The following is a 21,201-nucleotide window of genomic DNA, read 5'->3' on the forward strand; positions in this document are numbered from 1 at the left end:
CGCCAATCTCGCTCCGGATTGTCCCGCCAGCGCCTCAGCGCCGCCGGTGAGGGGCTATCTACGGATCACGCACAAACTCCGCAAGCAGTTTTTTGAGGGTGAGGGCAGAAAATCTTAACGAATGCGATTTCGGCATAAACATCAGTCACTTGCCGAACCCACCGCGCGCACGTCCGCCGTTTGCGTCCACCTTGCCGTTGGGACACCCCGGCGTCTGCAAGGCCCGCCCGAGTCGTTCGATCCAAGGAAGCGCTGGTACCCGCGGCCGGACTCGAACCGGCACGGCCGAAGCCTGGGGATTTTAAGTCCCCTGTGTCTACCATTCCACCACGCGGGCGCGGGACCGTTCTGCCGCATGCCGCGCGGCATTGCAAAGGGATGTCAGAGGTCGCGCCCGGGCGCGGGCACCAGCAGCACACGCTCGGCCAGCCAGGGGTTGAGCGCGAGCGCCGCGCGCAGCGCCGCCTGCCCTTCCTCGGCACGGCCCAGCGCCATCAGTGTCAGCGCGCGGCCCGACAGGGCACCCACGTGCCGGGGCTCGATCTCCAGCGTCCGGTCAAGGTCGGGCAGTGCCGCGGCATAGTCCTCGCGCAGGAATTTGATGAAGGCGCGCTGGTTGTAGCCCTCGGCGTAGAACGGACAGTAATCCACCAGCGCATCGAACCGTTCCAGCGCATTCAGGTAGTCGAAGGACGACCGCGCCCGCATACCCTGGTCCAGCATCGCCTGGCTGGGCTCGTCCGGCGCGTCGAGCCACAGCTCCCACAACGCCCCGTTCAGCGGCCGCGCCGTCATCTCGTCCGGAGCGGCCTGGATGCGCGCCAGCAGGTCCGAGATGGCCGCCTCGTGGTCGGGCGCGGCCGGGCAACCGTCGGCCAGGGCCGGCGAGCCCATAAGGACAAGCGCGAAGACGATCCGTTTCATGCTCCCTATCCTGCCCGTTCGCCGGAACCGATCAAGTCACGTCGCCGAGACCATCCTCCTTCACCGCCTCCATCGCCACGTAGGTCGATGTCGATGCCACGCCCGGCAGGGTCGAGATGCGATCGGCCAGCACGCGGCGATAGGCGCGCATGTCCGCGGTTCTCACCTTCAGCAGGTAATCGAAGTTGCCCGCGATGAGGTGCGCCTGCTCGATCTCGGCGATGGCCGTCACCGCGTTGTTGAAGGCGGCAAGCGCGTGCTCGCCCGTATCGCTCAGCTTCACCTCGACGAAGGCGACGTGGTCCAGCCCCAACCGGATCGGGTCGACGATGGCGCGGTAGCCGCGCACCACGCCCGTCTCTTCCAGCCGTCGCAGCCGCGCCTGCGTGGGCGATTTCGACAAGCCGATGCGCCGGGCAAGCTCGGTGATCGACACCCGCCCCTCGACCGTCAGAACCGCCAGAATCGCCCGGTCGAAGCGGTCGAGCCCGCTCGTTTCCGTTTGCATCGTGTCTCACCTGTTTTTCGGATCAAAGGACCGCGCGGATCATCATTATAAGGCGGAACGCCTTCCCGTCACGCTGTAAACTGCCCTGAACGACGGAGAGAGCCATGCCCCGGGATACCCAGACCGACCTGCGCGCGCGCATCGACGCCGCTACCTATGCCGACGAGGCCGAGACCATCGCCCGCCTGACGGCCGAGGCCGACCTGACGCCCGAGCAGCGGCAGGCCATACAGCACCGCGCGGTCGCGCTGGTCAAGGACATCCGCGGCGCCACCCGCCCCGGCCTTATGGAGGTCTTCCTCGCCGAATACGGTCTCTCGACCGACGAGGGCATCGCGCTGATGTGCCTGGCCGAGGCGCTGCTGCGCGTTCCCGACGCCGACACGATCGACGCGCTGATCGAGGACAAGATCGCCCCGAGCGACTGGGGCAAGCACATGGGGCACTCGACCTCGCCGCTGGTCAACGCTTCGACCTGGGCGCTGATGCTGACCGGCAAGGTGCTGGACGACCGCGACCAGAGCCCGGTCAGGCACCTGCGCGGCGCGATCCGCCGGCTGGGAGAGCCGGTGATCCGGACCGCCGTGGGCCGCGCCATGCGCGAGATGGGCGCGCAGTTCGTGCTGGGCGAGACGATCCAGTCCGCGATGAAACGCGGCGCCGCTCAGGAGGCGAAGGGCTACACCTATTCCTACGACATGCTGGGCGAGGCCGCGCGCACCGAAGAGGACGCCCGCCGCTACCACCTGTCCTACAGCCGTGCCATCGGCGCCATCGCCGAGGCCGCGCGCGGCAACGACATCCGCACGAATCCCGGCATCTCGGTCAAGCTGTCGGCGCTTTTCGCCCGCTACGACGAGTTGCACGCCCAGGCGGCGCGCGATACGCTGGTGCCGCGCCTGCGCACGCTGTGCCAGCTGGCGCGCAGCGCGGGCATCGGGCTCAACATCGACGCCGAGGAAGCCGACCGCCTGTCGCTGTCGCTCGACGTGATCGAGGAAGTGGTGTCGGAACCCTCGCTCAAGGGCTGGGACGGGTTCGGCATCGTCGTCCAGGCCTACGGCCAGCGCGCCGGCCACGTCATCGACTGGCTGCACGACCTCGCCCAGCGCCTCGACCGGCGGTTCATGGTCAGGCTGGTCAAGGGCGCCTATTGGGACACCGAGATCAAGCGCGCGCAGGTCGCGGGCATCGACGGCTTCCCGGTCTTTACCTCGAAATGGGCGACGGACGTGTCCTACATCGCCAACGCGCGCAAGCTGCTGGGCATGACCGACCGAATCTACCCGCAATTTGCCACCCATAACGCGCACACGGTGGCCGCCGTGCTGCACATGGCCGACACCATGGGCAAGGACCCCGCCGAATACGAATGCCAGCGCCTGCACGGCATGGGCGAGACGCTGCACGACCTCGTGCGCCAGCAGGAGGGCACGCGCTGCCGCATCTACGCGCCGGTGGGCGCGCATCGCGACCTGCTGGCCTACCTCGTGCGGCGCCTGCTTGAGAACGGCGCCAATTCCAGCTTCGTCAACCGGATCGTGGACGAGGACGTGCCCCCGGAAGAGGTCGCCGCCGATCCGTTCGACGCGCTGGCGCAGGGCGATACCCGCTCCCTGACTGCCGGCCCCGACCTCTTCCGCCCCGAGCGCGCGAATTCCAAGGGTTTCGACCTGCGCGACCGCCCCGAGGCCGCGACCCTCGACGTCGCGCGCGAGGCGTTCCGCACCCATGTCTGGACGGCCGCGCCGCTGCTGGCCTGCGACGCGCCCGCGGGCGAGACGACCGAGATGCGCAGCCCGTCCGACCCCTCGGACCTTGTCGGCCACGTGACCTGGGCAAGCGCCGAGACGGTCACCGCCGCGGTCGAAGCCGCGCAGCCGTGGGACGCGGACGCGGCAACGCGCAAGACCGTTCTGAACCGCGCCGCCGACCTTTATGAATCCCATTTCGGCGAGATCTTCGCCCTGCTGCACCGCGAGGCCGGCAAGACGCCGCTCGACGCCGTGGCCGAACTGCGCGAGGCGGTCGACTTCCTGCGCTACTACGGCGCGCGGGCCGAGGGCGCGCCGCCGCGCGGCACCTTCGCCTGCATCTCGCCGTGGAACTTCCCGCTGGCGATCTTCACCGGGCAGATCGCCGCGGCACTGGCCGCCGGCAACGCGGTCCTCGCCAAACCGGCCGAGCAGACGCCCCTGATCGCGCACCGCGCGGTCGAACTGCTGCACGAGGCCGGCGTAACGCGCGACGCGCTTCAGCTTCTGCCCGGCGCGGGCGACGTGGGCGCGGCGCTCACCTCGACGCCGGGCGTCGACGGCGTGGCCTTCACCGGCTCGACCGAGACCGCCCGGCTGATCCATCGCGCGATGGCCGACCACCTTGACCCCGGCGCGCCGCTGATCGCGGAAACCGGCGGGCTGAACGCGATGATCGTCGACAGTACTGCGCTGCCCGAACAGGCCGTGCAGGCGATCGTCGAATCGGCCTTCCAGTCCGCCGGTCAGCGCTGCTCGGCGCTGCGTTGCCTCTACGTGCAGGAGGACATCGCCGAAGACTTCCTGAAGATGCTGCAGGGCGCGATGGACGCGCTGGTCATTGGCGCGCCCTGGGACTTCGACTGCGACCTCGGGCCCGTGATCGACGCCGAGGCGAAATCCGGCATCATGGCCCACGTGGCGCAGGCGCAATCCGACGGCCGCGTTCTGCGCACCTATCCGACGCCCGACCATGGCCACTACGTCGCGCCGACGCTGATCCGCGTGGGCGGCATCGCGGACCTGCAGCGCGAGATCTTCGGCCCGGTCCTGCACGTCGCCACCTTCAAGGCGCGCGACATCGATCGGGTGATCGACGCGATCAACGACACCGGCTATGGGCTGACCTTCGGACTGCAGACCCGCATCGACGACCGCGTCCAGCACGTGACCGAGCGCATCCACGCCGGCAACCTCTACGTCAACCGCAACCAGATCGGCGCGATCGTGGGCAGCCAGCCCTTCGGCGGCGAAGGGCTTTCGGGCACCGGCCCCAAGGCCGGCGGGCCGCTCTACGTCGATCGCTTCCGCCGCCACGACGCGCCGACGACTTCCACCGGCGCATGGTCGGGCGCCACCGACGCGGACGCGCTGAACGCAGGGCTTGCCAAGGCCGCGCGGCCCGGCCCCGTCGCGCGCCACGACCTGCCCGGCCCGACGGGCGAGGCGAACCAGTACGTCACCCTGCCGCGCGGCCCGGTGCTGTGCCTCGGCCCCGGAGCCGAGGCGGCCGCCGAACAGGCCCGGCAGATCCGCGCCCTCGACGGCATCGCGGTCGAGGCCAATGGCCTGCCGGATCCCGCGGCGCTGACGCAGCTTCACGGCCTGTCGGGCCTGCTGTGGTGGGGCGATGCCGACACCGCGCGCCGCATGCGGCAGGCGCTCGCGCGCCGCGACGGCCCGATCGTGCCGCTGATCACCGGCACGCCCGACCGCGCCCATGCAAGGGCCGAGCGTCACGTCTGTATCGACACCACCGCCGCGGGCGGCAACGCGGCGCTGCTCGCCGGCGGGGAATGACCGCTCGGTGGCACGCGCGGCTTGACGCCGGCGCCGCGCGTGCCACTGTCCCTGCATGTTCCCGATCCGCGACCACAACCCCTCGGGGCGAACGCCGTTCGTCACCTACGCGCTGATCGCGGTCAACGTGGCGGTCTACCTCGCCACCTGGAACCTCGAGGCGAACCCCCGCGCGCTGATGAGCTTCTACGCCGATTACGCGCTGATCCCCGCCCTGGTGAGCGAGGGCGCCGGCCTCGCCGGCTTCCTGACCTCGATGTTCCTGCACGGCGGCATCATGCATTTGCTGGGCAACATGCTGTTCCTGTTCATCTTCGGCGACAACATCGAGGACGAGATGGGGCATGCGGGATTCGCGCTGTTCTACCTTGCCTGCGGGCTCGCGGCGGGGCTCGGGCAATACGTGGCCGATCCGGCCTCGACCATCCCGATGGTCGGCGCCTCGGGTGCCATCGCGGGCGTCATGGGCGGCTACCTGCTGCTCTATCCGCGCGCGCGCGTCGACATCCTGATAATCCTGGTGATCATCTTCCGCGTCATCCCCCTGCCCGCCTGGATCCTGCTGGCGCTGTGGTTCGCCATGCAGATCTTCGGCGGCTTCTCCAGCACCGGCGGACAGGGCGGCGTCGCCTACTGGGCCCACGCCGGCGGCTTCATCGCGGGGATCGTGCTGACCATCCCGGTCTGGCTTAAGCGCGGCGGACCGGCCTACTGGCAGGTGACCCACGGCCATCCCCCGCATCCCGATGCGCGCTATCCGCTGACGCGCACGCATATCCCGCGCGTGCCGCGCCAGTCGCCCGGGCAGGCGCGCGGGCGTGGCGGCCCCTGGGGACGTGGACGACGATGAAGACTGAACCAAACGGCACCCGCCGCGCCACCTGCCATTGCGGCGCCGTCGAGCTGCGCGTGCGGCTGACCGACGGTCTGAACACCGCGCGCCGCTGCGACTGCTCGTTCTGCCGCAGGCGGGGCGCGCCGGCGGTCTCGGCGCCGCTGGACGGGATCGAGGTGGTGCGCGGCGCGGACAAGCTTTCGCTCTACAGCTTCGGCACGCACACGGCCAAGCACCATTTCTGCCGGATCTGCGGCATCTACATGTATCACCGCCGCCGCTCGAACCCGAACGAATACGGCGTGAACCTCTATGCCATCGAGGGGATCGAGCCGAAGGAAACCGAACCGCTGCCCTGGGCCGACGGCGTCAACCACCCGTCGGACCGCAGCGGGAACCCCTAGCGGTCGCGCAGCAGCTTCGCCAGCGGGTCGAACAACTGCCCGTTCGCGCACAGGATCGAGCCGCTTTCCAGCGGGTCCTGCTCGGCCCGGATGCCCTCGACGAAGCCGCCCGCCTCGCGCACGATCAGCATCCCCGCGGCGACGTCCCAGATGCTCAGTTCGCGCTCCCAGTAACCGTCGTAGCGGCCGGCGGCGACGTAGGCCAGGTCCAGCGCGGCCGAGCCGAAGCGCCGCACGCCGGCGCAGGCGGGCATGATCTTCGCGAGGTCGGTCAGCATCGCCGGCAGCGTCGCCTTGGCCGCGAAGGGGATGCCGGTGGCGAAGACCGCCTCGATCATCGCGTGGCGGCCCGACACGCGCAGGCGTCGCGAATCGTTCAGCCAGGCACCGGCGCCCTTCTCGGCGTAGAACATCTCGTCCTTGGCGGGGTCGTAGACCACGCCGGCGACGATCTGGCCCTTGTGCTCCAGCGCGATGGACACCGCCCAGTGCGGCAGGCCGTGCAGGAAGTTCGTCGTGCCGTCCAGCGGATCGACGATCCAGCGACGGGTCGGGTCCTCGCCCTCGGTCGCGCCGCCTTCCTCGCCGACGAAGCCGTAGGTCGGACGCGCCGCCATCAACTCGTCGCGGACGATCTTCTCGGCCGCGATGTCGGCGCGGCTGACGAAGTCGCCCGCACCCTTCATCGAGACCTGCAGGTTCTCGACCTCGCGGAAGTCCTTGACCAGCGACCGGCCCGCCTTGCGCGCGGTCTTGATCATCACGTTGAGATTCGCGCTGCCCTTCATGGCCCTGCCCATTGTCCGGAAATTCAGTCCGCGCCTATACGCGGCCCGGCCGCGAATGCCAAGCCCGGCGCGTCCCTTCCGGCAAGGACCCCTTACGGCCCCGCGACCACCAGCGCCCGGATCGCGTCGGCGTTCAGCCAGATCGCGAGCGCCGCCGCGCCCAGTCCCAGCGCGGCGAACCCCGCGTCGTGCAGCGGGTCCCACGCGCCCAAGCGCCGCGCCAGCCACACCTGCACCGGGTAGGTCAGTGCATGGGCCACGCCCTGCCCGATCACGGCGCCCGCCAGCCCCGCCAGCTCCAGCCCGGCCACGATCATCCCCACCATGAACGCCGCCCGCAGGAATCCCAGCACCGCGAAGCTGCGGCTGTCGCCCCGCGCCAGCGCCGCCTGGTCGTAGGTCTGCGCGATCAGCAGCGGGATCTGCGCACAGGCCAGCAGCACCACGATCGGGCCGGCCATGACGTAGCGCGAGTCGTACAGGACCTCGACCAGCCAGACGCCCGCCGCCCCCACGCCGGCGACCAGCGCCAGAAGCGCGCCGGTGACGAAGACCCGCATCCGGCGCAGCCGGTCGAAGGCCGCGCGGCTCTCCCAGGGCGGGCTTTCGCGGTAGATCGGGATCAGCACGCGCGACGCGACCATGCCGCCCAGCAGCATCGGGAACGAGGCCAGGTAGAAGCCGATGTTGTAGATCCCCAGCGTCTCGAGCGTCAGCCATTTGCCGATCAGGATGCGGTCACCCTGGCTGTAGGCGAAGTGGCACAGGGTCGCCAGGAACACCCACTTGCCGAAGTGCACCAACTGGGACATCGCCGCGCGCTCGATCCTCGGGCGGTTGCGGTGGCCCGGCAGCAGGGCGGCGTTGGCCCCGACCTCGACCACGGCGGCAACGAGGTTGCTGGCCACCAGCGCCCAGACCGAACCCGTGAGCCAGGCCAGCACCACGCCGGTGCCGATGCCGACGACCTGCACGCCAAGGTCGATCGCCGTCAGCCGGCCCAGCAGCAGGTGGCGGTTGGCGGTGTCCATGCGCGTCGGCTTGAACCCGTTGATCGCCAGCGCCGCGGCCGCCACGGGGACCAGCTGCGCCAGCATCGGCTCGTCGTAGAACCACGCCACGGGCCAGGCGCCCGCGCAGGCGACGCCCCACAGCACGAAGCCGCGCACCACCTGCATCGTCCAGGCGGTGTCCAGGAAATCCGGATCGTCGCCGCGTTCGGAATGCAGGATCGACGGGGTGATCCCCATGTCGGAAAACAGCGACAGGCCCATCAGGAAGACCAGCACCAGCGCCATCAGCCCGAAGGCATCGGGAAACAGCAGCCGCGTCAGGATCAGGTTCGACGCCAGCCGGATCGCCTGGTTGCCGCCATAGCCGGCAACCGTCAGCAGGGTCGACCGCGCCGCCCGCGCGCCCAGCGATCCGCCCCGCATCCGGTGCATCACGGTGATCATCGACCCCGGCTCCAGCCATCGCGGCGCCCGCGCGTCGAGCGCACCGCCAGCGCGACCGAAGCATAGGCCGCGAAGCCCGCCGGGTCGCGCAGGGCCAGCCGGAACGCATCGCCGCGGGAAAGCGCCGCCTTGTCCTCGTTGCGCATCAGCTCCGGAAAGCGCCGCGCGATCTCGGCCACGCCCGCATCCTGCCGCCGCCGCACCCGGACAAGATTGCGCCAGCCCTCGGCCACCGGCCAATCGAAGGCGGCCGGCACCGCCACGCGCTCCTCGGGGCGCAACGACAGCCGTGCGAACAGGTCGTCCGCGATGATGTCGGGAAACGCGTCCCACCGCGCGCGCCCCGGGCCGTTCACCGCGTAAAGCCCGCAGCCCGGCACGCCCGCGCGCATGAACGGAACGTTGCGCCAGAACCGCGCGTAGGCGCGCGCCATGGCACCGCGCCCGATGATCCGCACCCTGCCGCTGGCAAAGCGCGCGCCGTCCGCTGCCAATGCCCCGAGGATCTGCGCCGGCAAGTCCGCAGACACGACCACGTCCGCGTCCAGATACATCCGCGCCGCCCCCCGCGCCGCCGCGTCCCCGGCATTGAGCGCGCCGATCTTCGACGCCTCCTCCCGCTCGATCACCCGCAGGGGCAGGCCGGCCCGCGCCAGCGCCGCCGCCCGCGACCGCGCGACCGCCGCCGTATCGTCGCGCGAGCCGTTGACCACGACCACGACCTCGGCCACGCGCGGCCAATGCGCCGCGGCCAGCGCGTCGAGGCACGCGCCCAGATGCCGCGCCTCGTTGCTGGCGGGCACGATCACCGACAGAACCGGCCGGCTGGCTGTCATCGGGTCCGCCTGCATGCGACGCACCGCCCCCCGTTCCCCCCGCGCCACAGGCCGCGAAAATTCGCCCCCGCGCAGGCGTCACCCTGCCGGGCGTGTATGGCCAAAAAAAGGAAACCCCGCGAAAGTGGCCTCCCGAAGCTGCCCATGCCCCTCACACGATAGGTCGGACCGTGACGCATCCCTTGAGGATCGGTTATCTCGTGCCCCAGTTCCCGGGGCAGACGCACATCTTCTTCTGGCGCGAGATCGCGGCGCTCGAGGCGATGGGCCACGAGGTGCACGTCTTCTCGACCCGCCCGCCGGCGGCCGGGCTGATCGCGCATGACTGGTCGGGCGACGCGATGGCGCGAACCACCTACCTTGGCCGGCCCGCCATCGGCCCCACGCTGGGGGCCCTCACCCGGCTGACCCCGCGCGGCCTGCCGCTGTGGATCGCGCGGCAGGGGCGCGAGGGCCCGCGCCTCGCACGCGACGCCGCCGTCACGCTGGGCGCCGCGCAGACGCTGCGCGACCAGGCGCGCGCCCGCGGGCTCGACCACGTGCACGCGCATTCCTGCGGCCGCGCGGCCCTGATCGCCGCATTCGCCCGGCGCATGGGCGGCGCGCCCTACTCGCTGACCCTGCACGGCCCGCTGCACGATTACGGCCCCGGCCAGGCGCTGAAATGGGCCGGCGCCGCCTTCGGCACCGTCATCACGCAAAAGCTGCTGGATGAGCTGGCCAATTCCCTGCCCGACCACCTCCCGCCGCGCCTCGTCGTCCGCCCGATGGGTGTCGACACCGACGTGCTGCGCCGCGACGGGCCCTACGCCCCGCCCCAGCGCGGCCGCCCGGTGCGGCTGTTCTCCTGCGGTCGGCTCAACGTCGTGAAGGGCCACCAGGACCTGCTGCAGGCCACGCGCCAGCTTCTGGACCAGGGCGTCGACGTGCGCCTGGACATCGCCGGAGAGGATGACGACGGCGGCACCGGCTACCGCGCCGAGCTCGAGGCGCTGATCGCCCGGCTGTGGCTGCAGGACCACGTGCGCCTGCTCGGCGCGATCGACGCCGACGCCGTGCGCGCGCATCTGCAGAAGGCGCACCTCTTCGTGCTGGCCAGCTGGCACGAACCGCTGGGCGTCGCCTACATGGAAGCGATGGCGATGGAGGTGCCGGTGATCGGCACCGATGCAGGCGGCACGCGCGAACTGATCGACGACGGCCGCACCGGCCTGCTGGTCGAGCCGCGCGCCCCCGGCCCGCTGGCCCGCGCCATCCGCGACGTCGTGGCCGATCCCGACCGCCTCGCGCGCTACGCCGCCGCCGGCCGCGCGCGGGTCGAGGCGGACTTTCAGACGCGCTTCGGCGCCGAGACCCTCGCGGACGAGATCCGCCGCGCCCTGAGCGATCAACGGTCCGACGCCGGCACCGGCAACGGCTCGGAAGCGGATGGCGCTTCCGGCGCCTGAGCGTTGCGGGCGAAGACCCCGGCCCCGCGGTCCGACCAGTCGACGGGCGCCGTGGCGTTGAACGCCATCAGCATGTCCCATCGCGGATTCGCGTCGTCCAGGTGCCGCAACGCGCCCCAGCTTCCCCAGCGCGACGGAGCCCCCACGTCCACGAAGGCGGTGAACAGCGTGCCGCCGGCGGAAACCCAGCCCTGCAGCAGCACCTCGTAGAGCGCGGCCATCTCGGGGGTGTAATTGTAATGCGCGAGGAAATCCGTCAGCCGCACGTCGTCGACCTGCGCGCCGCGCGCGGTCAGGTGCGTGCCGCCCTCGTACATGATCAGCCGCAGGCCGGCCTCCTCGGCGACGGCGGCGTGATACGGAAGGATCTCCTCGACCAGTTCGCGCAGGCTGCCCTCGCGCAGCGCCTGCGTCATCGGCGCGATGGCGGCGTCGAAGCGATGCTTGCGCACGTATTCGCGCAGCGCGACCCGGCTCAGACCCTGCGCCTCGGCGGCCTCGCGGGCGGCGGCCTCGGACCGGTCCAGCCAGTCGCGCAGCACGGGGGCCATGTCGCCGCCGCCCATCTCGTAGCCGAAATAACCGGTCACGGCGTAGGCATCGAAGCTGTCCTTCGGCATCCGGCCCAGCCGCAGCATCGCCAGCGGCGCGGTCAGCACCGACTCTTCAAGGCCCGGCCAGCCGGTCTGCACCGCCACCACGCGCACCAGCCGGTCTTCGGCCGCCTCGCCGAAGACCTCGGCCCAGATGTCGGCCACCTGCGCCGCGCGCAGGCCGTAATACTGCATCCATCCATCGCCCGACGCGCCCCATAGGTCCTCGCCGCGCGCCTTCGCCCAGTCCGCCTGCGGGAAGATCCAGTTCCAGACCTCGTTCGAGTATTCCACATGCGCCTTCAGCCGCGGGTCCAGCCCGTCGCGCACCGCATCGGCGAACCGGCGCACGTAGTCGTCGTCGGCCATGTGAGGCAGGGTGAACCAGGGATCCGCGCCCACGTGGTTGGCCAGCGCAAGCATGACCTCCAGCGGGACGCCCCAGGCGGTCCAGGTGGCGTCGTCCAGCCGCGGCCGGTCCTCCCACCGCGCGATGGGCGAGGCGTTCGTGCGCATCCAGTCCATGAAGCGCAGCACGCGCATGTCCTCGATCCGCGCGATCCAGTCGGGGTTGAAGATCGCGCCCGCCTCGTGAAGCGGCATCATCTCCTGCTTCACCACGCGGATGTTGCGGATCGGGTCGTCCCCGGGCAACGCGTCGATGGCGATGCCGACCAGACCGGGGCCGGGCTCGTAGGAAAATGTCACGCGCCCCGGCTCGTAGCGCACCCGCGTCGCGCGGCCCGTCAGCTCGAACTCGGCCTGCCCGTCATACAGCATCACGTAATCGCCGCGCAGATGCTCCGCCTCGGCGGGCATGTCGGTCAGGAACACCGTTTCCAGCCGGGTCGCGCCGTCGGGGATGCTCAGCGGCCAGCCGTTGGCATCGAGGTGCCCGCCCGCGCGCAGATAGTCGGTCGACACGCCGCCCCAGCGATCCTCGGTGTGCCCGACCCAGGGCCGCGCGCTTTTCATCAGGTCCAGGAAGGGATGCTGCGTCGCCCAGTCGTCCAGCCCGGCCAGCCCCATGCCCAGCGCGGGCGCCTTGTCGGGGCGTAGACCGCTGGGCGGCAACGCGACGATCTCTCGCAGCGGCAGCGGCTCCGCCTCGCGCGCGGCCTCGCCCTGCGCGGGTTCGGGCCGCATCTCGGCCACCAGCGCGGCGATCTCGGCATAGGTCTCGCGGATCGGCGCGGCGATGTCCTTCGGCACCTCGAAATCCGCCGGCGGCGCCGCGTCGAACAGTGCCGCATAGGTCACCATGCCAGCCAGGAAATACAGGCTCGGCGTCCCGTGCGGCGAGGCGTCGGCGAACAGGTCCGCGGGGTCGATCCCCGCCAGCAGCCCGCCCTCGTCCAGCAGCCGCGCCAGCACCTGCGCCGTGGGGATGCGCGCCACGCGCAGGCCCGGCCGCGCGCGGGCGATCGCGGCCTCGAGGTCGTCGTACCACGCCGGATACGCCGTCGCGTTCAGGTCGATGTAGCGGCCATAGCCCGGCTCTTCGGGCGGGAAGCCCCCGGTGACCGGCCCCATGTCGGCCCAGCCTTCGTACAGGAACAGCCGCGCGCCCGCCTCGGCCGCCGCCACGTGGTCCAGCACCGCCAGCACGGCGCTCAGCGGCGAGGAATCGTCGGGATCGCCGTGATAGGGTGCGTCGGGCTTCTGGAACTGGATGAAATTCGCCGGCGTGACCACGACCGCGTCGAAATCCTGGGCCGCGAAATCCGCGTCGTGGCGCGGCCAGGCATCCTCGACCCCCGGAAAGGCCCAGTTCGGCTTCGGCGGCAGATCGGCGGCGAAGTTGCGCAGAAAGCCCCACTGCCCGTCCGTGGCGAAATCCTTGCCCGCCGAGTCCGCCAGCTGCCCCACCCAGAACGGCACAGAGGTCCGGTGCGCCTCCTCGCTCAGGTGGTAGACCAGCGAGTTGCCGAAGAAATAGCCGCGCGCCGCATCCCGCTCGGCCTGCGCCGGCCCTGCCAGCATTGCGCCCAGCAGCGCGCCCGCCGCCGCAAGGCCCTTTGCGATACCCGCGATCATGCTCCTGCGCATCCTGCCCTTGCCGCGCCCTTCACCCCGGGCCTTCGGCGGCATCATGCCCCAAGCCGCGATCCGCGCAAAGCGCCGCGGGGCGAATTTTCCCTTTGATTCCCGAAATGCCGCGGTTATCGTCCCGCCCATGACGAAGATCGGCCACATCCCCCTTGCGACGCGCCCCGGCGGGCTGCGTGCGGGCGCCGTCCGTCTTCTCCTAATCCGCCTCTGAGCGCGGCGCATTCGGCGCGACCGCTCAGAGGAGGCTGCCTCGCGCCGATGCCAACGGATGAAGACAGAAAGAGACATATCATGACCGACCAAACCACGCCGAAGGACCGCGTCGTCATCTTCGACACCACCCTGCGCGACGGCGAACAATCTCCCGGCGCCACCATGACGCACGAGGAAAAGCTCGAGATCGCCGAGCTGCTCGACGACATGGGCGTCGACATCATCGAGGCCGGCTTCCCCATCGCGTCCGAGGGCGACTTCCGCGCCGTGTCGGAGATCGCCCAGCGTTCCAAGCAGGCGGTGATTTGCGGCCTCGCCCGCGCGCAGCTGCCCGACATCGACCGCTGCTGGGAGGCCGTCAAGGGCGCCGAACGCCCCCGCATCCACACCTTCATCGGCACCTCGCCGCTGCACCGCGCGATCCCGAACCTGACCCAGGACGAGATGGCCGAGCGGATCGAGCAGACCGTGACCCACGCCCGCAACCTGTGCGACAACGTGCAATGGTCGCCGATGGACGCCACCCGGACCGAATGGGACTACCTGCGCCGCGTCGTCGAGATCGCCATCAAGGCCGGCGCCACCACGATCAACATCCCCGACACCGTCGGCTACACCGCCCCGCGCGAATCCGCCGACCTGATCCGCCGCCTCATCGCCGAGGTGCCCGGCGCGGACGAGGTGATCTTCGCCACCCATTGCCACAACGACCTCGGCATGGCGACGGCCAACGCGCTCGCCGCGGTCGAGGGCGGCGCGCGCCAGATCGAATGCACGATCAACGGCCTGGGCGAACGCGCCGGCAACACCGCGCTGGAAGAGGTCGTGATGGCCCTGCGCACCCGCTCCGACATCATGCCGTACGAGACCGGCATCGACACCCGCAAGATCATGCGCATCTCGCGCCGCGTCGCGACCGTGTCGGGCTTCCCGGTGCAGTTCAACAAGGCCATTGTCGGCAAGAACGCCTTCGCCCACGAATCCGGCATCCACCAGGACGGCATGCTCAAGAACGCCGAGACGTTCGAGATCATGCGCCCCGAGGATGTCGGCCTCTCGGCCACCAGCTTGGTGATGGGCAAGCATTCGGGCCGCGCCGCCCTGCGCGCCAAGCTCAAGGACCTCGGCGTCGACGTGGGCGACAACCAGCTCAAGGACATCTTCGTGCGGTTCAAGGAACTCGCCGACCGCAAGAAGGAAGTCTACGACGAGGATATCCTCGCCCTCGTCACCGCCACGACCGAAGGGTCCGACCGGCTGCAGCTGGTCAACCTGTCGGTCACCTGCGGCACCGGCGGCCCGGCCGAGGCCGCGCTGGAAATGGAGATCGACGGCCGCGAGGTCTCGGCCACCTGCACCGGCGACGGCCCGGTGGATGCCACCTTCAAGGCCGTGCGCGCCCTGCACCCGAACGAGGCGCAGCTGCAGCTCTACCAGGTCCACGCCGTGACCGAGGGCACCGACGCCCAGGCCACCGTCTCGGTCCGGCTGGAAGAGGACGGCATGATCGCCACCGGCCAGTCGGCGGACACCGACACCGTCGTCGCCTCGGCCCGCGCCTACATCAACGCGCTCAACCGCCTGCTGGTGCGCCGCGACAAGACCGGCAAGGACACCAAGGAAATCAGCTACAAGGACGTCGGCTGACAGGAACGGCCCCCGCTCCGGCGGGGGCCGTCGCACGCCGGCACGCCCCGGCGACCTCTGCCAGCCGCCCTATCCCCGCACCATCGCCAGCCTGCGCTTCAGCCCGGCGCGGAGTCGCGGCGGCCATGTCCGCCCGATCACCAGCGGCTTTTGACCCGCGCGCCGGTCCAGCGTCATCCGGCCGTTCACCAGCAGGTCGAGGAACGGCCGCAACTCTCCCATCATCCAGAAGCGCGCCACCAGATTGTGATCGTTCATGCAACGAAAGACGATCCTTCGGCCCGCGCCGTTCGCCTCCATCCGCCGCGCGGCGGCGACGTCGCGGGCGCAGTGGTCCGCGTGGACCAGAAGTCCCCGATGCGCCCGGTCCCGCAGGCATTCGCAGAACGGATCGAAGGCCGGCCCGACGGCGCAGCGGCGCACCAGCATCAGGTCGTCGTTCGACCTGCGCGTGCCGATCCCGATGGCGCGGTCGGCGTCCAGCCAGAACCCCGCCTTCAACGCGGGCGCCGCCCCCATCGAGAAACCCAGCGTGACCAGCCTGCGGTATCGCCGCAGGGGAAAGCGCGCGCGCAGGGCCGCGACGATCCCGGCAAGATCCGGCTCAAAGCTGCCCGCCCCGAAGGCGAAGCCGCGCTTGTCCGGGTCGCGCAGCATCAGCAGGTCCACGCGCTCGGCGTCCAGGGCCTGCAGCACATTCGCCACCGGCAGACCCAGGCGCCCGCCCACCCCGCCGAAGGCGACGATCAGCGTCTTCTCCTCGGGGCTGCCGTCCGCGCCGTAAAGGCTCACGTCCGGGGTGATCGGCGTGCGCCGGAACGGCTGCACGCGCCTGGCGGCCAGCACCTCGGCCAGCGTGCGGGCCTTCAGCAGCGTCGCGGCCTGCGGATGGCCCGACGCGACCAGCCCGCGCAGGAACCGGATCGTCTCGTCCGGCGAAAAGTGATTCTCGATCGCGGTGACGGCCTGCGGGACACGCCGCCCGCTTGCGGCGTGGAACGATGCGATCAGCGGGTCTTCGGGCTCAGGGATGACGGGACGCATCGGCGGCAGGGCCGACGCGCGGCTCGATATACGCGATGAGGCCGTTCACCGTCTTCTGCTCCAGCACCTCGTCGTCGTCGATCTCGATGTCCAGCGCCTCCTCGATCAGCATGATCGCTTCCATCCGCGACAGGCTGTCGATGTTCAGCTCGGCCAGGTCGATATCGTCGCCGGCGATCTGCGCCCTGACGAATTCCGGGTTGCCCTTGATGCCGATCGTCGCGTCGAGCGCATTCAGCACGACCGTCCTCACGCATGTCATGGCGTCGCGATCTCCAGTACGAAGGTTTGCGGGATATGGAACACGTCGTCGCGGCGCAGCGCGTAGTCGGCCACGCGCGGCCGCGCCCCGCTTCGTGCCAGCATCGACGCGAACGCCCGCCACAGATCGAGCGTCAGCGCCCGGCCGAGGCAGGTATGTGCCCCCGCGCCGAAGAAGGCCAGCCGGTCGCGCGGGTCAGCGGCGGTCTCGTAGACGTCCAGCTGCGCGCGGATCGAGCCGCCCGCATCGACCGCCTCGCCATCGACGCTGACGTCCTGCAGGGCGACGCGGTCGACGAAGGGCACGCCCGTGCGGGTCGGCATGTCGGGCCAGTCCAGGGCCGACCACGGGGCCCCGTCCAGCCCGGCGACGAGGTCGTGCAGCGTGCAGGCGAAGGTTCCCAGCATCGCGTCCCGGCCAAGAATCGCCAGCGCCAGCTTCAGCCCCAGAACGCGTTCCTCGGCCTCGGGGAGGGCCTCGCGCAGGCGCGCGCGCAGGCCCGTCAGCGCGTCCTCGACCTTGCGCCGCTTCGCCACGCCCATGGCCTGGCTGAAGACGCGGCTCACATGCTCGTCCTCGTCGGGGTCCAGCGGCGCCTCGACCAGCACCGACAGCGCGTCCGACACCAGTGGCGCCAGCACGGTCCGCATGACGTCGACGCGGCCCGGCCCGCACAGGACGGCGCAATGCGCATCGATCAGCCCCGGGATCGCCGCGCGCAGCGCGCCCGTCCGCGCGGCAATCAGCTCGGCGGTCTCGCGCCGCATGGCGGCGTGCGCGTCCCGTTGCTGGCAAAGCGGGACCGTGTCGTAGGCATAGAGCGTGGACGAGAAATCGACGCCCAGACGCTCGGACAGCGCCCGCACGCGCGCCGCGTAGGGCACGACGTCGACATGCCGCGACCGCAGGATCTCGGATGGCTCGGATGGAATCGCGTACCGCATCGCCGACTTCACTTGCCTGATGTCCAAGGGGTACACGGTTTGACGCCGCGGAACAACGCGGGCGTGCCGGGCATTCGCGGTGCCGAAGCCGCAGCACGAACCTGCCCGATACCTCCGCTCGGGGCGCCGGTCACGCGGCCCGGCGACGCGAAGGGAGCAGCAAAGATGAACAGAACCTGAATCCGTCCCTGCAACCCCTTGATTTTCCTAAGGCGCCCTTGTGTCCCACCGTGGGACGCCCTGTCAGGCATGGACGACACCATCTTCTCCGGGGGCCGCAAACCGCGACGCGCGCCCGCGCCCGGCGCCACGGGGCGCCACCCGCGCGCGTATGGGGCGGCCCCGCCGCGCGGGGCCGCTCGCTTTACTCGCTGCCTTCCTCCTCGACCTTCTCGCCCTGCGGGTCGAGCAGATACCATTCGCCGCCGAACGAGTGGACGTCCTGGCCCTGCGGCGCCTGCCCCGCCTCGTCGCGGACGAAGGTGTAGAGCGGCCAGCCGTTGTAGGTGACGACCGTGTGCCCGTCATGCGTGAAGGTGCCGGCGAGCGACTCGTCGAGCTCGGAACCGACGCTCACCTCGCCTTCGGCGGTCACGAGCGGCCAGGCGTTCAGGCACTCTTCGGACGTGCAGGAGACGGCCGGCTCACCGCCGTTCCCCTGGGTGTCGGTCGTGAACAGGTAGACCGGCTTGCCCTCGGGGCCGACGATGTAACTGCCATACTCCTCGCTTTGCCCGACGCTCAGCGTCGGGGAATCCTGTGCCGCCGCCGCGGACGCGGACAGGGCCAGTGCGACGACGGGCAGGATGGCTTGATAACGCAGCATGGGAGCCTCCGATTGATGAATCCGCTGCACATGCGGACGATCGGGAAACAGCTGCGGAAGGCACCAGTTCCGAAGGCCGGCCTGCGGGAACGCGGGTCGGCCGCGCCCCGCCGAGGACGGTCCCTCAGAGCATGGACGGCACGACCTGGTCCGGCGGGCGGTGGCCGTCGGCGAAGGTCTTGATGTTGATGATCACCTTCTCGCCCATTTCGACACGGCCTTCCTCGGTGGCCGAGCCCATGTGCGGCAGCATCATCACGTTGGGCATGTCCCGCAGGTCGGGGTTGCCCTTGATCCCGTGCCGGTAGACGTCCAGCCCCGCGCCCGCCAGCTCGCCCGCCTTCAGCATGCGGGTCAGGGCGTTCTCGTCGATCACCTCGCCGCGCGACGTGTTCACGATCACCGCCGAGGGCTTCATCAGCTTCAGCCGCCGCGCGTTCAGAAGGTGGTAGGTGCTGGGGGTCGAGGGGCAGTTCACGCTGACCATGTCCATCCGCGCCACCATCTGGTCGAGGCTCTCCCAGTAGGTGGCCTGCAGCGCCTCTTCCGTCTCGGGGCGCAGGCGGCGGCGGTTGTGGTAGTGGATCTGCATCCCGAAGGCCGCCGCGCGCCTCGCCACCGCCTGGCCGATGCGCCCCATCCCGAGGATGCCCAGCCGCTTGCCGCCCAGCCGTCCGCCCAGGAACGCCGTCGGCGCCCAGCCGTCCCACTCGCCGCGCTGCATCACCGCAAGGCCTTCGGGGATGCGCCGGGTCACGCCCAGCAGCAGCGCCATCACGATATCGGCCGTGTCGTCCGTCACTACGCCGGGCGTGTTCGACACCAGGATCCCCCGCGATCGGGCGGTCGAGACGTCGATATGGTCGAACCCCGCGCCGAAATTCGCGATCAGCTTCAGCCGCGCGCCCGCCTGCCCGATCAGCCCCGCGTCGATCGTGTCGGTGACCGTGGGCACCAGCACGTCGGCCTCGGCCACCGCGTCGACCAGTTCGCCGCGGCTCATCGGCGTGTCGTCGTCGCGGAGGCGCACGTCGAACAGCTCGGACAGGCGGGTTTCCACCACCGCCGGCAGGCGTCGCGTGACGACAACACTCAGACGTTTTGACGGCATGTGGTTCTCCCCGCGCGTTCCCAATGCTGAACCGTGGCGCTACACTGTGCCACGAACGGATGGGGCACAAGAACCCCCGCCGAAAAACTCGGGCAGGACATCGACATGAGTGTGAAAGCGCTGGGCCTCGCGCTGGCCGCGATTCTGTGGGCGACCGCCGCGTTTTCGTCGACCGAGCGCGGGCCCGTTACCAACCTGCCGCTGCCGCGCTTCGTGTCGCTCAAGTCCTCCGAGGTCAACGTGCGGCGCGGCCCGTCGCTGACGCACCGGATCGACTGGATCTACAAGCGTCGCAACATGCCGCTGGAGATCACGGCCGAGCACGGCCACTGGCGCCGCGTGCGCGACAACGAAGGCGCCGGCGGCTGGGTGCATTATTCGCTGCTGTCGGGCGTGCGCACCGTGATCGTGCTGCGCGACATGCTCGAGCTGCGCGCGCAACCGGCCGAGTCCGCGACGACCGTCGCGCGCCTGGGCTACGGGGTGATCGCCCGGCTGGGCGAATGCCAGCCGACCTGGTGCTGGCTGAGCGCCGGAGGGCATGACGGCTGGGCGCCTAAAAGTGCCCTGTGGGGCGTGCGCCCGGAGGAAACCCGCGAATAGCCGACCTCAGCGGGGCAGAACTCAGGCAGCGCTTGCTGCCAGAATCGCCGCCTCGCCCGCATCGAGCCGGCGGCGCGCGAACGGTCCGTAGGATTGCGGGTTGCGCGCCAGAGCGGGCCAGCGCTCGGCCAGCCGGGCGCGATCCTCGCCGGACAAGGTCGACAACGCGGCCGCGGCGGGATGGAAGCTTTCGCAGGCGGTTCCGTTGGCGAAGAGGATCGCGTGCCGGCCCAGCATGAGATTGAAATAGGTGGCCTCGGTCACCTGCAGATCCCGCTCGATCGAGGCGCTCTCGCCCAGGTCGCGGCCTGCGACCAGAACCTCCGTCGCGTTGAACAGCATCCCGGCGGCGCTGCTGTGCAGCAGCACGCCCTGCCCCGGCGCGACCAGCAGGGACGCGTGCGGGCGGGCGGCCGCGAACGCGCCGGGCGCGATGCGGACTGGGCGAAAATCGGGCCGCAGGTACAGCTGCGAGCCGCTGATCCGGCGCGCGCCGATCCACTGCACCGGCTGGGCGCCGGCATCCTCGGTCAGGACCCTGTCGCCCTCGTGCAGATGTTCGACCGCGACGGGGCCGTCCGGTGTCGCGACCCGGGTGCCCGCCGCGAACCCCGTCAGATCCGCCGGGCCACGCAGCGCGGCGCCGCGCCCCGCGCGGCTGCGCATCGGGCGGATGACGCGCAACTCGGTGTCCTGCGGCGGCAACGCGCCATCCGTCATCGCCAGCACGCCACCGCTGCGGTGCATGGTCACCAGCGACAACACGTATTCCTGGCGCCCGTCGGTCAGCGCGACGGTGCCGTCGCTGAGCAGGTCGTCGTCGTAGGGGTCGAGGTCGATATCCTCGGCCCGCGCGTCGATCCCCGACAGCTGCGCCACGATGCGCGCCGCCCGCGCGCGCCGGTCGTGATGCTCGGGCGGGTACGGCCGCAGCGCCGGGTCGCCCGCGTCCAGCCGCACCGCTTCGCCGTGCCAGCGCCAGACCGCGCCGAGCCGCAGCTCGGCCAGCGGGGCGGCGCGCACGCCGTCGGTCTCGGTCAGATGCCAGGGAATGGCAAAGCTCGCGCGGGCACGGGTCTGGGTCATGGTACTGCTCGGGCTGGACCGTTCGGCCGGTTCGCCCGACCGTATCGCGGAATTTCTTCATGCTAC

At 70.6% G+C, this 21,201-nt stretch carries 19 protein-coding genes and 1 tRNA gene; 7 read left to right on the plus strand and 13 right to left on the minus strand.

Translation table 11 applies throughout. From position 1 onward, the window contains the following. Positions 1-253: 253 nt before the first annotated feature. The 3 genes from BLW27_RS15055 to BLW27_RS15065 form a co-directional block, all read right to left on the minus strand. Positions 254-337 (minus strand) — tRNA-Leu (locus BLW27_RS15055). 44 nt (positions 338-381) lie between these two features. Then, positions 382-924 carry a tetratricopeptide repeat protein gene (locus BLW27_RS15060; protein WP_089884406.1) on the minus strand — a complete coding sequence of 181 codons (543 nt, stop codon included), beginning with the start codon at positions 922-924 and terminating at the stop codon, positions 382-384. Positions 925-955: 31 nt separating this feature from the next. Then, complete coding sequence (locus BLW27_RS15065; protein WP_089884408.1) at positions 956-1,432, minus strand: Lrp/AsnC family transcriptional regulator; 477 nt, start codon at positions 1,430-1,432, stop codon at positions 956-958. 104 nt (positions 1,433-1,536) lie between these two features. On the opposite strand from BLW27_RS15065, the gene putA reads away from it, so the two are divergent. The 3 genes from putA to BLW27_RS15080 are packed head-to-tail and all read left to right on the plus strand — an operon-like array spanning position 1,537 to position 6,225. Next, positions 1,537-4,986, plus strand: coding sequence for a bifunctional proline dehydrogenase/L-glutamate gamma-semialdehyde dehydrogenase PutA (putA, locus tag BLW27_RS15070; RefSeq protein ID WP_089884410.1), 3,450 nt, complete (start codon positions 1,537-1,539; stop codon positions 4,984-4,986). 55 nt (positions 4,987-5,041) lie between these two features. After that, complete coding sequence (locus tag BLW27_RS15075; RefSeq protein WP_089884412.1) at positions 5,042-5,836, plus strand: rhomboid family intramembrane serine protease; 795 nt, start codon at positions 5,042-5,044, stop codon at positions 5,834-5,836. After that, positions 5,833-6,225 carry a GFA family protein gene (locus tag BLW27_RS15080; RefSeq protein WP_089884414.1) on the plus strand — a complete coding sequence of 131 codons (393 nt, stop codon included), beginning with the start codon at positions 5,833-5,835 and terminating at the stop codon, positions 6,223-6,225. Before BLW27_RS15075 ends, BLW27_RS15080 begins: the two co-directional genes overlap by 4 nt. On the opposite strand, the gene BLW27_RS15085 is transcribed toward BLW27_RS15080, so the two are convergent. The 3 genes from BLW27_RS15085 to BLW27_RS15095 all read right to left on the minus strand — a co-directional run bounded on the left by BLW27_RS15085 (position 6,222) and on the right by BLW27_RS15095 (position 9,306). Continuing rightward, positions 6,222-7,013 carry an inositol monophosphatase family protein gene (locus tag BLW27_RS15085; RefSeq protein ID WP_089884416.1) on the minus strand — a complete coding sequence of 264 codons (792 nt, stop codon included), beginning with the start codon at positions 7,011-7,013 and terminating at the stop codon, positions 6,222-6,224. The genes BLW27_RS15080 and BLW27_RS15085 overlap by 4 nt on opposite strands. A 92-nt stretch (positions 7,014-7,105) precedes the next feature. Then, positions 7,106-8,470: an oligosaccharide flippase family protein gene (locus BLW27_RS15090; protein ID WP_089884418.1), complete on the minus strand. Its 1,365-nt coding sequence runs from the start codon at positions 8,468-8,470 to the stop codon at positions 7,106-7,108. Continuing rightward, positions 8,467-9,306, minus strand: coding sequence for a glycosyltransferase family 2 protein (locus BLW27_RS15095; protein ID WP_089884599.1), 840 nt, complete (start codon positions 9,304-9,306; stop codon positions 8,467-8,469). The genes BLW27_RS15090 and BLW27_RS15095 overlap by 4 nt, the downstream gene beginning before the upstream one ends. A 182-nt stretch (positions 9,307-9,488) precedes the next feature. Between BLW27_RS15095 and epsE the strand changes: the two genes are divergently transcribed. After that, positions 9,489-10,754, plus strand: coding sequence for an exopolysaccharide biosynthesis GT4 family glycosyltransferase EpsE (gene epsE, locus BLW27_RS15100; RefSeq protein WP_089884420.1), 1,266 nt, complete (start codon positions 9,489-9,491; stop codon positions 10,752-10,754). Here epsE and BLW27_RS15105 read toward each other — a convergent pair. Continuing rightward, positions 10,694-13,384, minus strand: a complete 2,691-nt coding sequence (locus BLW27_RS15105) for a type I secretion protein (RefSeq protein WP_089884422.1) — start codon at positions 13,382-13,384, stop codon at positions 10,694-10,696. The two genes, epsE and BLW27_RS15105, sit on opposite strands and share 61 nt — an antisense overlap. On the opposite strand from BLW27_RS15105, the gene BLW27_RS15110 reads away from it, so the two are divergent. Beyond that, on the plus strand, positions 13,383-13,610 hold the full coding sequence (locus BLW27_RS15110) for a hypothetical protein (protein ID WP_089884424.1): 228 nt from the start codon (positions 13,383-13,385) through the stop codon (positions 13,608-13,610). The genes BLW27_RS15105 and BLW27_RS15110 overlap by 2 nt on opposite strands. Before the next feature lie 80 nt (positions 13,611-13,690). Beyond that, the gene (locus BLW27_RS15115; RefSeq protein WP_089884426.1) at positions 13,691-15,259 is read left to right on the plus strand and encodes a 2-isopropylmalate synthase; all 1,569 of its coding nucleotides are present in this window, start codon (positions 13,691-13,693) and stop codon (positions 15,257-15,259) included. A 69-nt stretch (positions 15,260-15,328) separates the two neighbouring features. On the opposite strand, the gene BLW27_RS15120 is transcribed toward BLW27_RS15115, so the two are convergent. The 5 genes from BLW27_RS15120 to BLW27_RS15140 form a co-directional block, all read right to left on the minus strand. Continuing rightward, entirely contained in the window at positions 15,329-16,303 is a 975-nt protein-coding gene (locus tag BLW27_RS15120) for a hypothetical protein (RefSeq protein WP_089884428.1), read from the minus strand. Next, on the minus strand, positions 16,284-16,565 hold the full coding sequence (locus BLW27_RS15125; RefSeq protein WP_089884429.1) for an acyl carrier protein: 282 nt from the start codon (positions 16,563-16,565) through the stop codon (positions 16,284-16,286). The genes BLW27_RS15120 and BLW27_RS15125 overlap by 20 nt, the downstream gene beginning before the upstream one ends. Continuing rightward, positions 16,562-17,509: a cytochrome P450 family protein gene (locus BLW27_RS15130; RefSeq protein WP_089884431.1), complete on the minus strand. Its 948-nt coding sequence runs from the start codon at positions 17,507-17,509 to the stop codon at positions 16,562-16,564. The genes BLW27_RS15125 and BLW27_RS15130 overlap by 4 nt, the downstream gene beginning before the upstream one ends. 364 nt (positions 17,510-17,873) lie before the next feature. Beyond that, the gene (locus BLW27_RS15135; RefSeq protein ID WP_089884433.1) at positions 17,874-18,335 is read right to left on the minus strand and encodes a COG4315 family predicted lipoprotein; all 462 of its coding nucleotides are present in this window, start codon (positions 18,333-18,335) and stop codon (positions 17,874-17,876) included. Positions 18,336-18,459: 124 nt separating this feature from the next. Next, positions 18,460-19,446 carry a 2-hydroxyacid dehydrogenase gene (locus BLW27_RS15140; protein ID WP_089884435.1) on the minus strand — a complete coding sequence of 329 codons (987 nt, stop codon included), beginning with the start codon at positions 19,444-19,446 and terminating at the stop codon, positions 18,460-18,462. Between the two features lie 105 nt (positions 19,447-19,551). Between BLW27_RS15140 and BLW27_RS15145 the strand changes: the two genes are divergently transcribed. Further along, on the plus strand, positions 19,552-20,049 hold the full coding sequence (locus tag BLW27_RS15145) for an SH3 domain-containing protein (RefSeq protein ID WP_089884436.1): 498 nt from the start codon (positions 19,552-19,554) through the stop codon (positions 20,047-20,049). Between the two features lie 21 nt (positions 20,050-20,070). Here the strand turns inward: BLW27_RS15145 and BLW27_RS15150 are convergent, their stop codons facing one another. Further along, a complete protein-coding gene (locus BLW27_RS15150; RefSeq protein WP_089884438.1) occupies positions 20,071-21,135 on the minus strand; it encodes a Hint domain-containing protein in 1,065 nt (354 codons plus the stop codon). Between the last annotated feature and the right edge of the window lie 66 nt (positions 21,136-21,201).

Origin of the sequence: Citreimonas salinaria (assembly GCF_900107235.1) — a bacterium.
Taxonomy (GTDB): Bacteria; Pseudomonadota; Alphaproteobacteria; order Rhodobacterales; family Rhodobacteraceae; genus Citreimonas; species Citreimonas salinaria.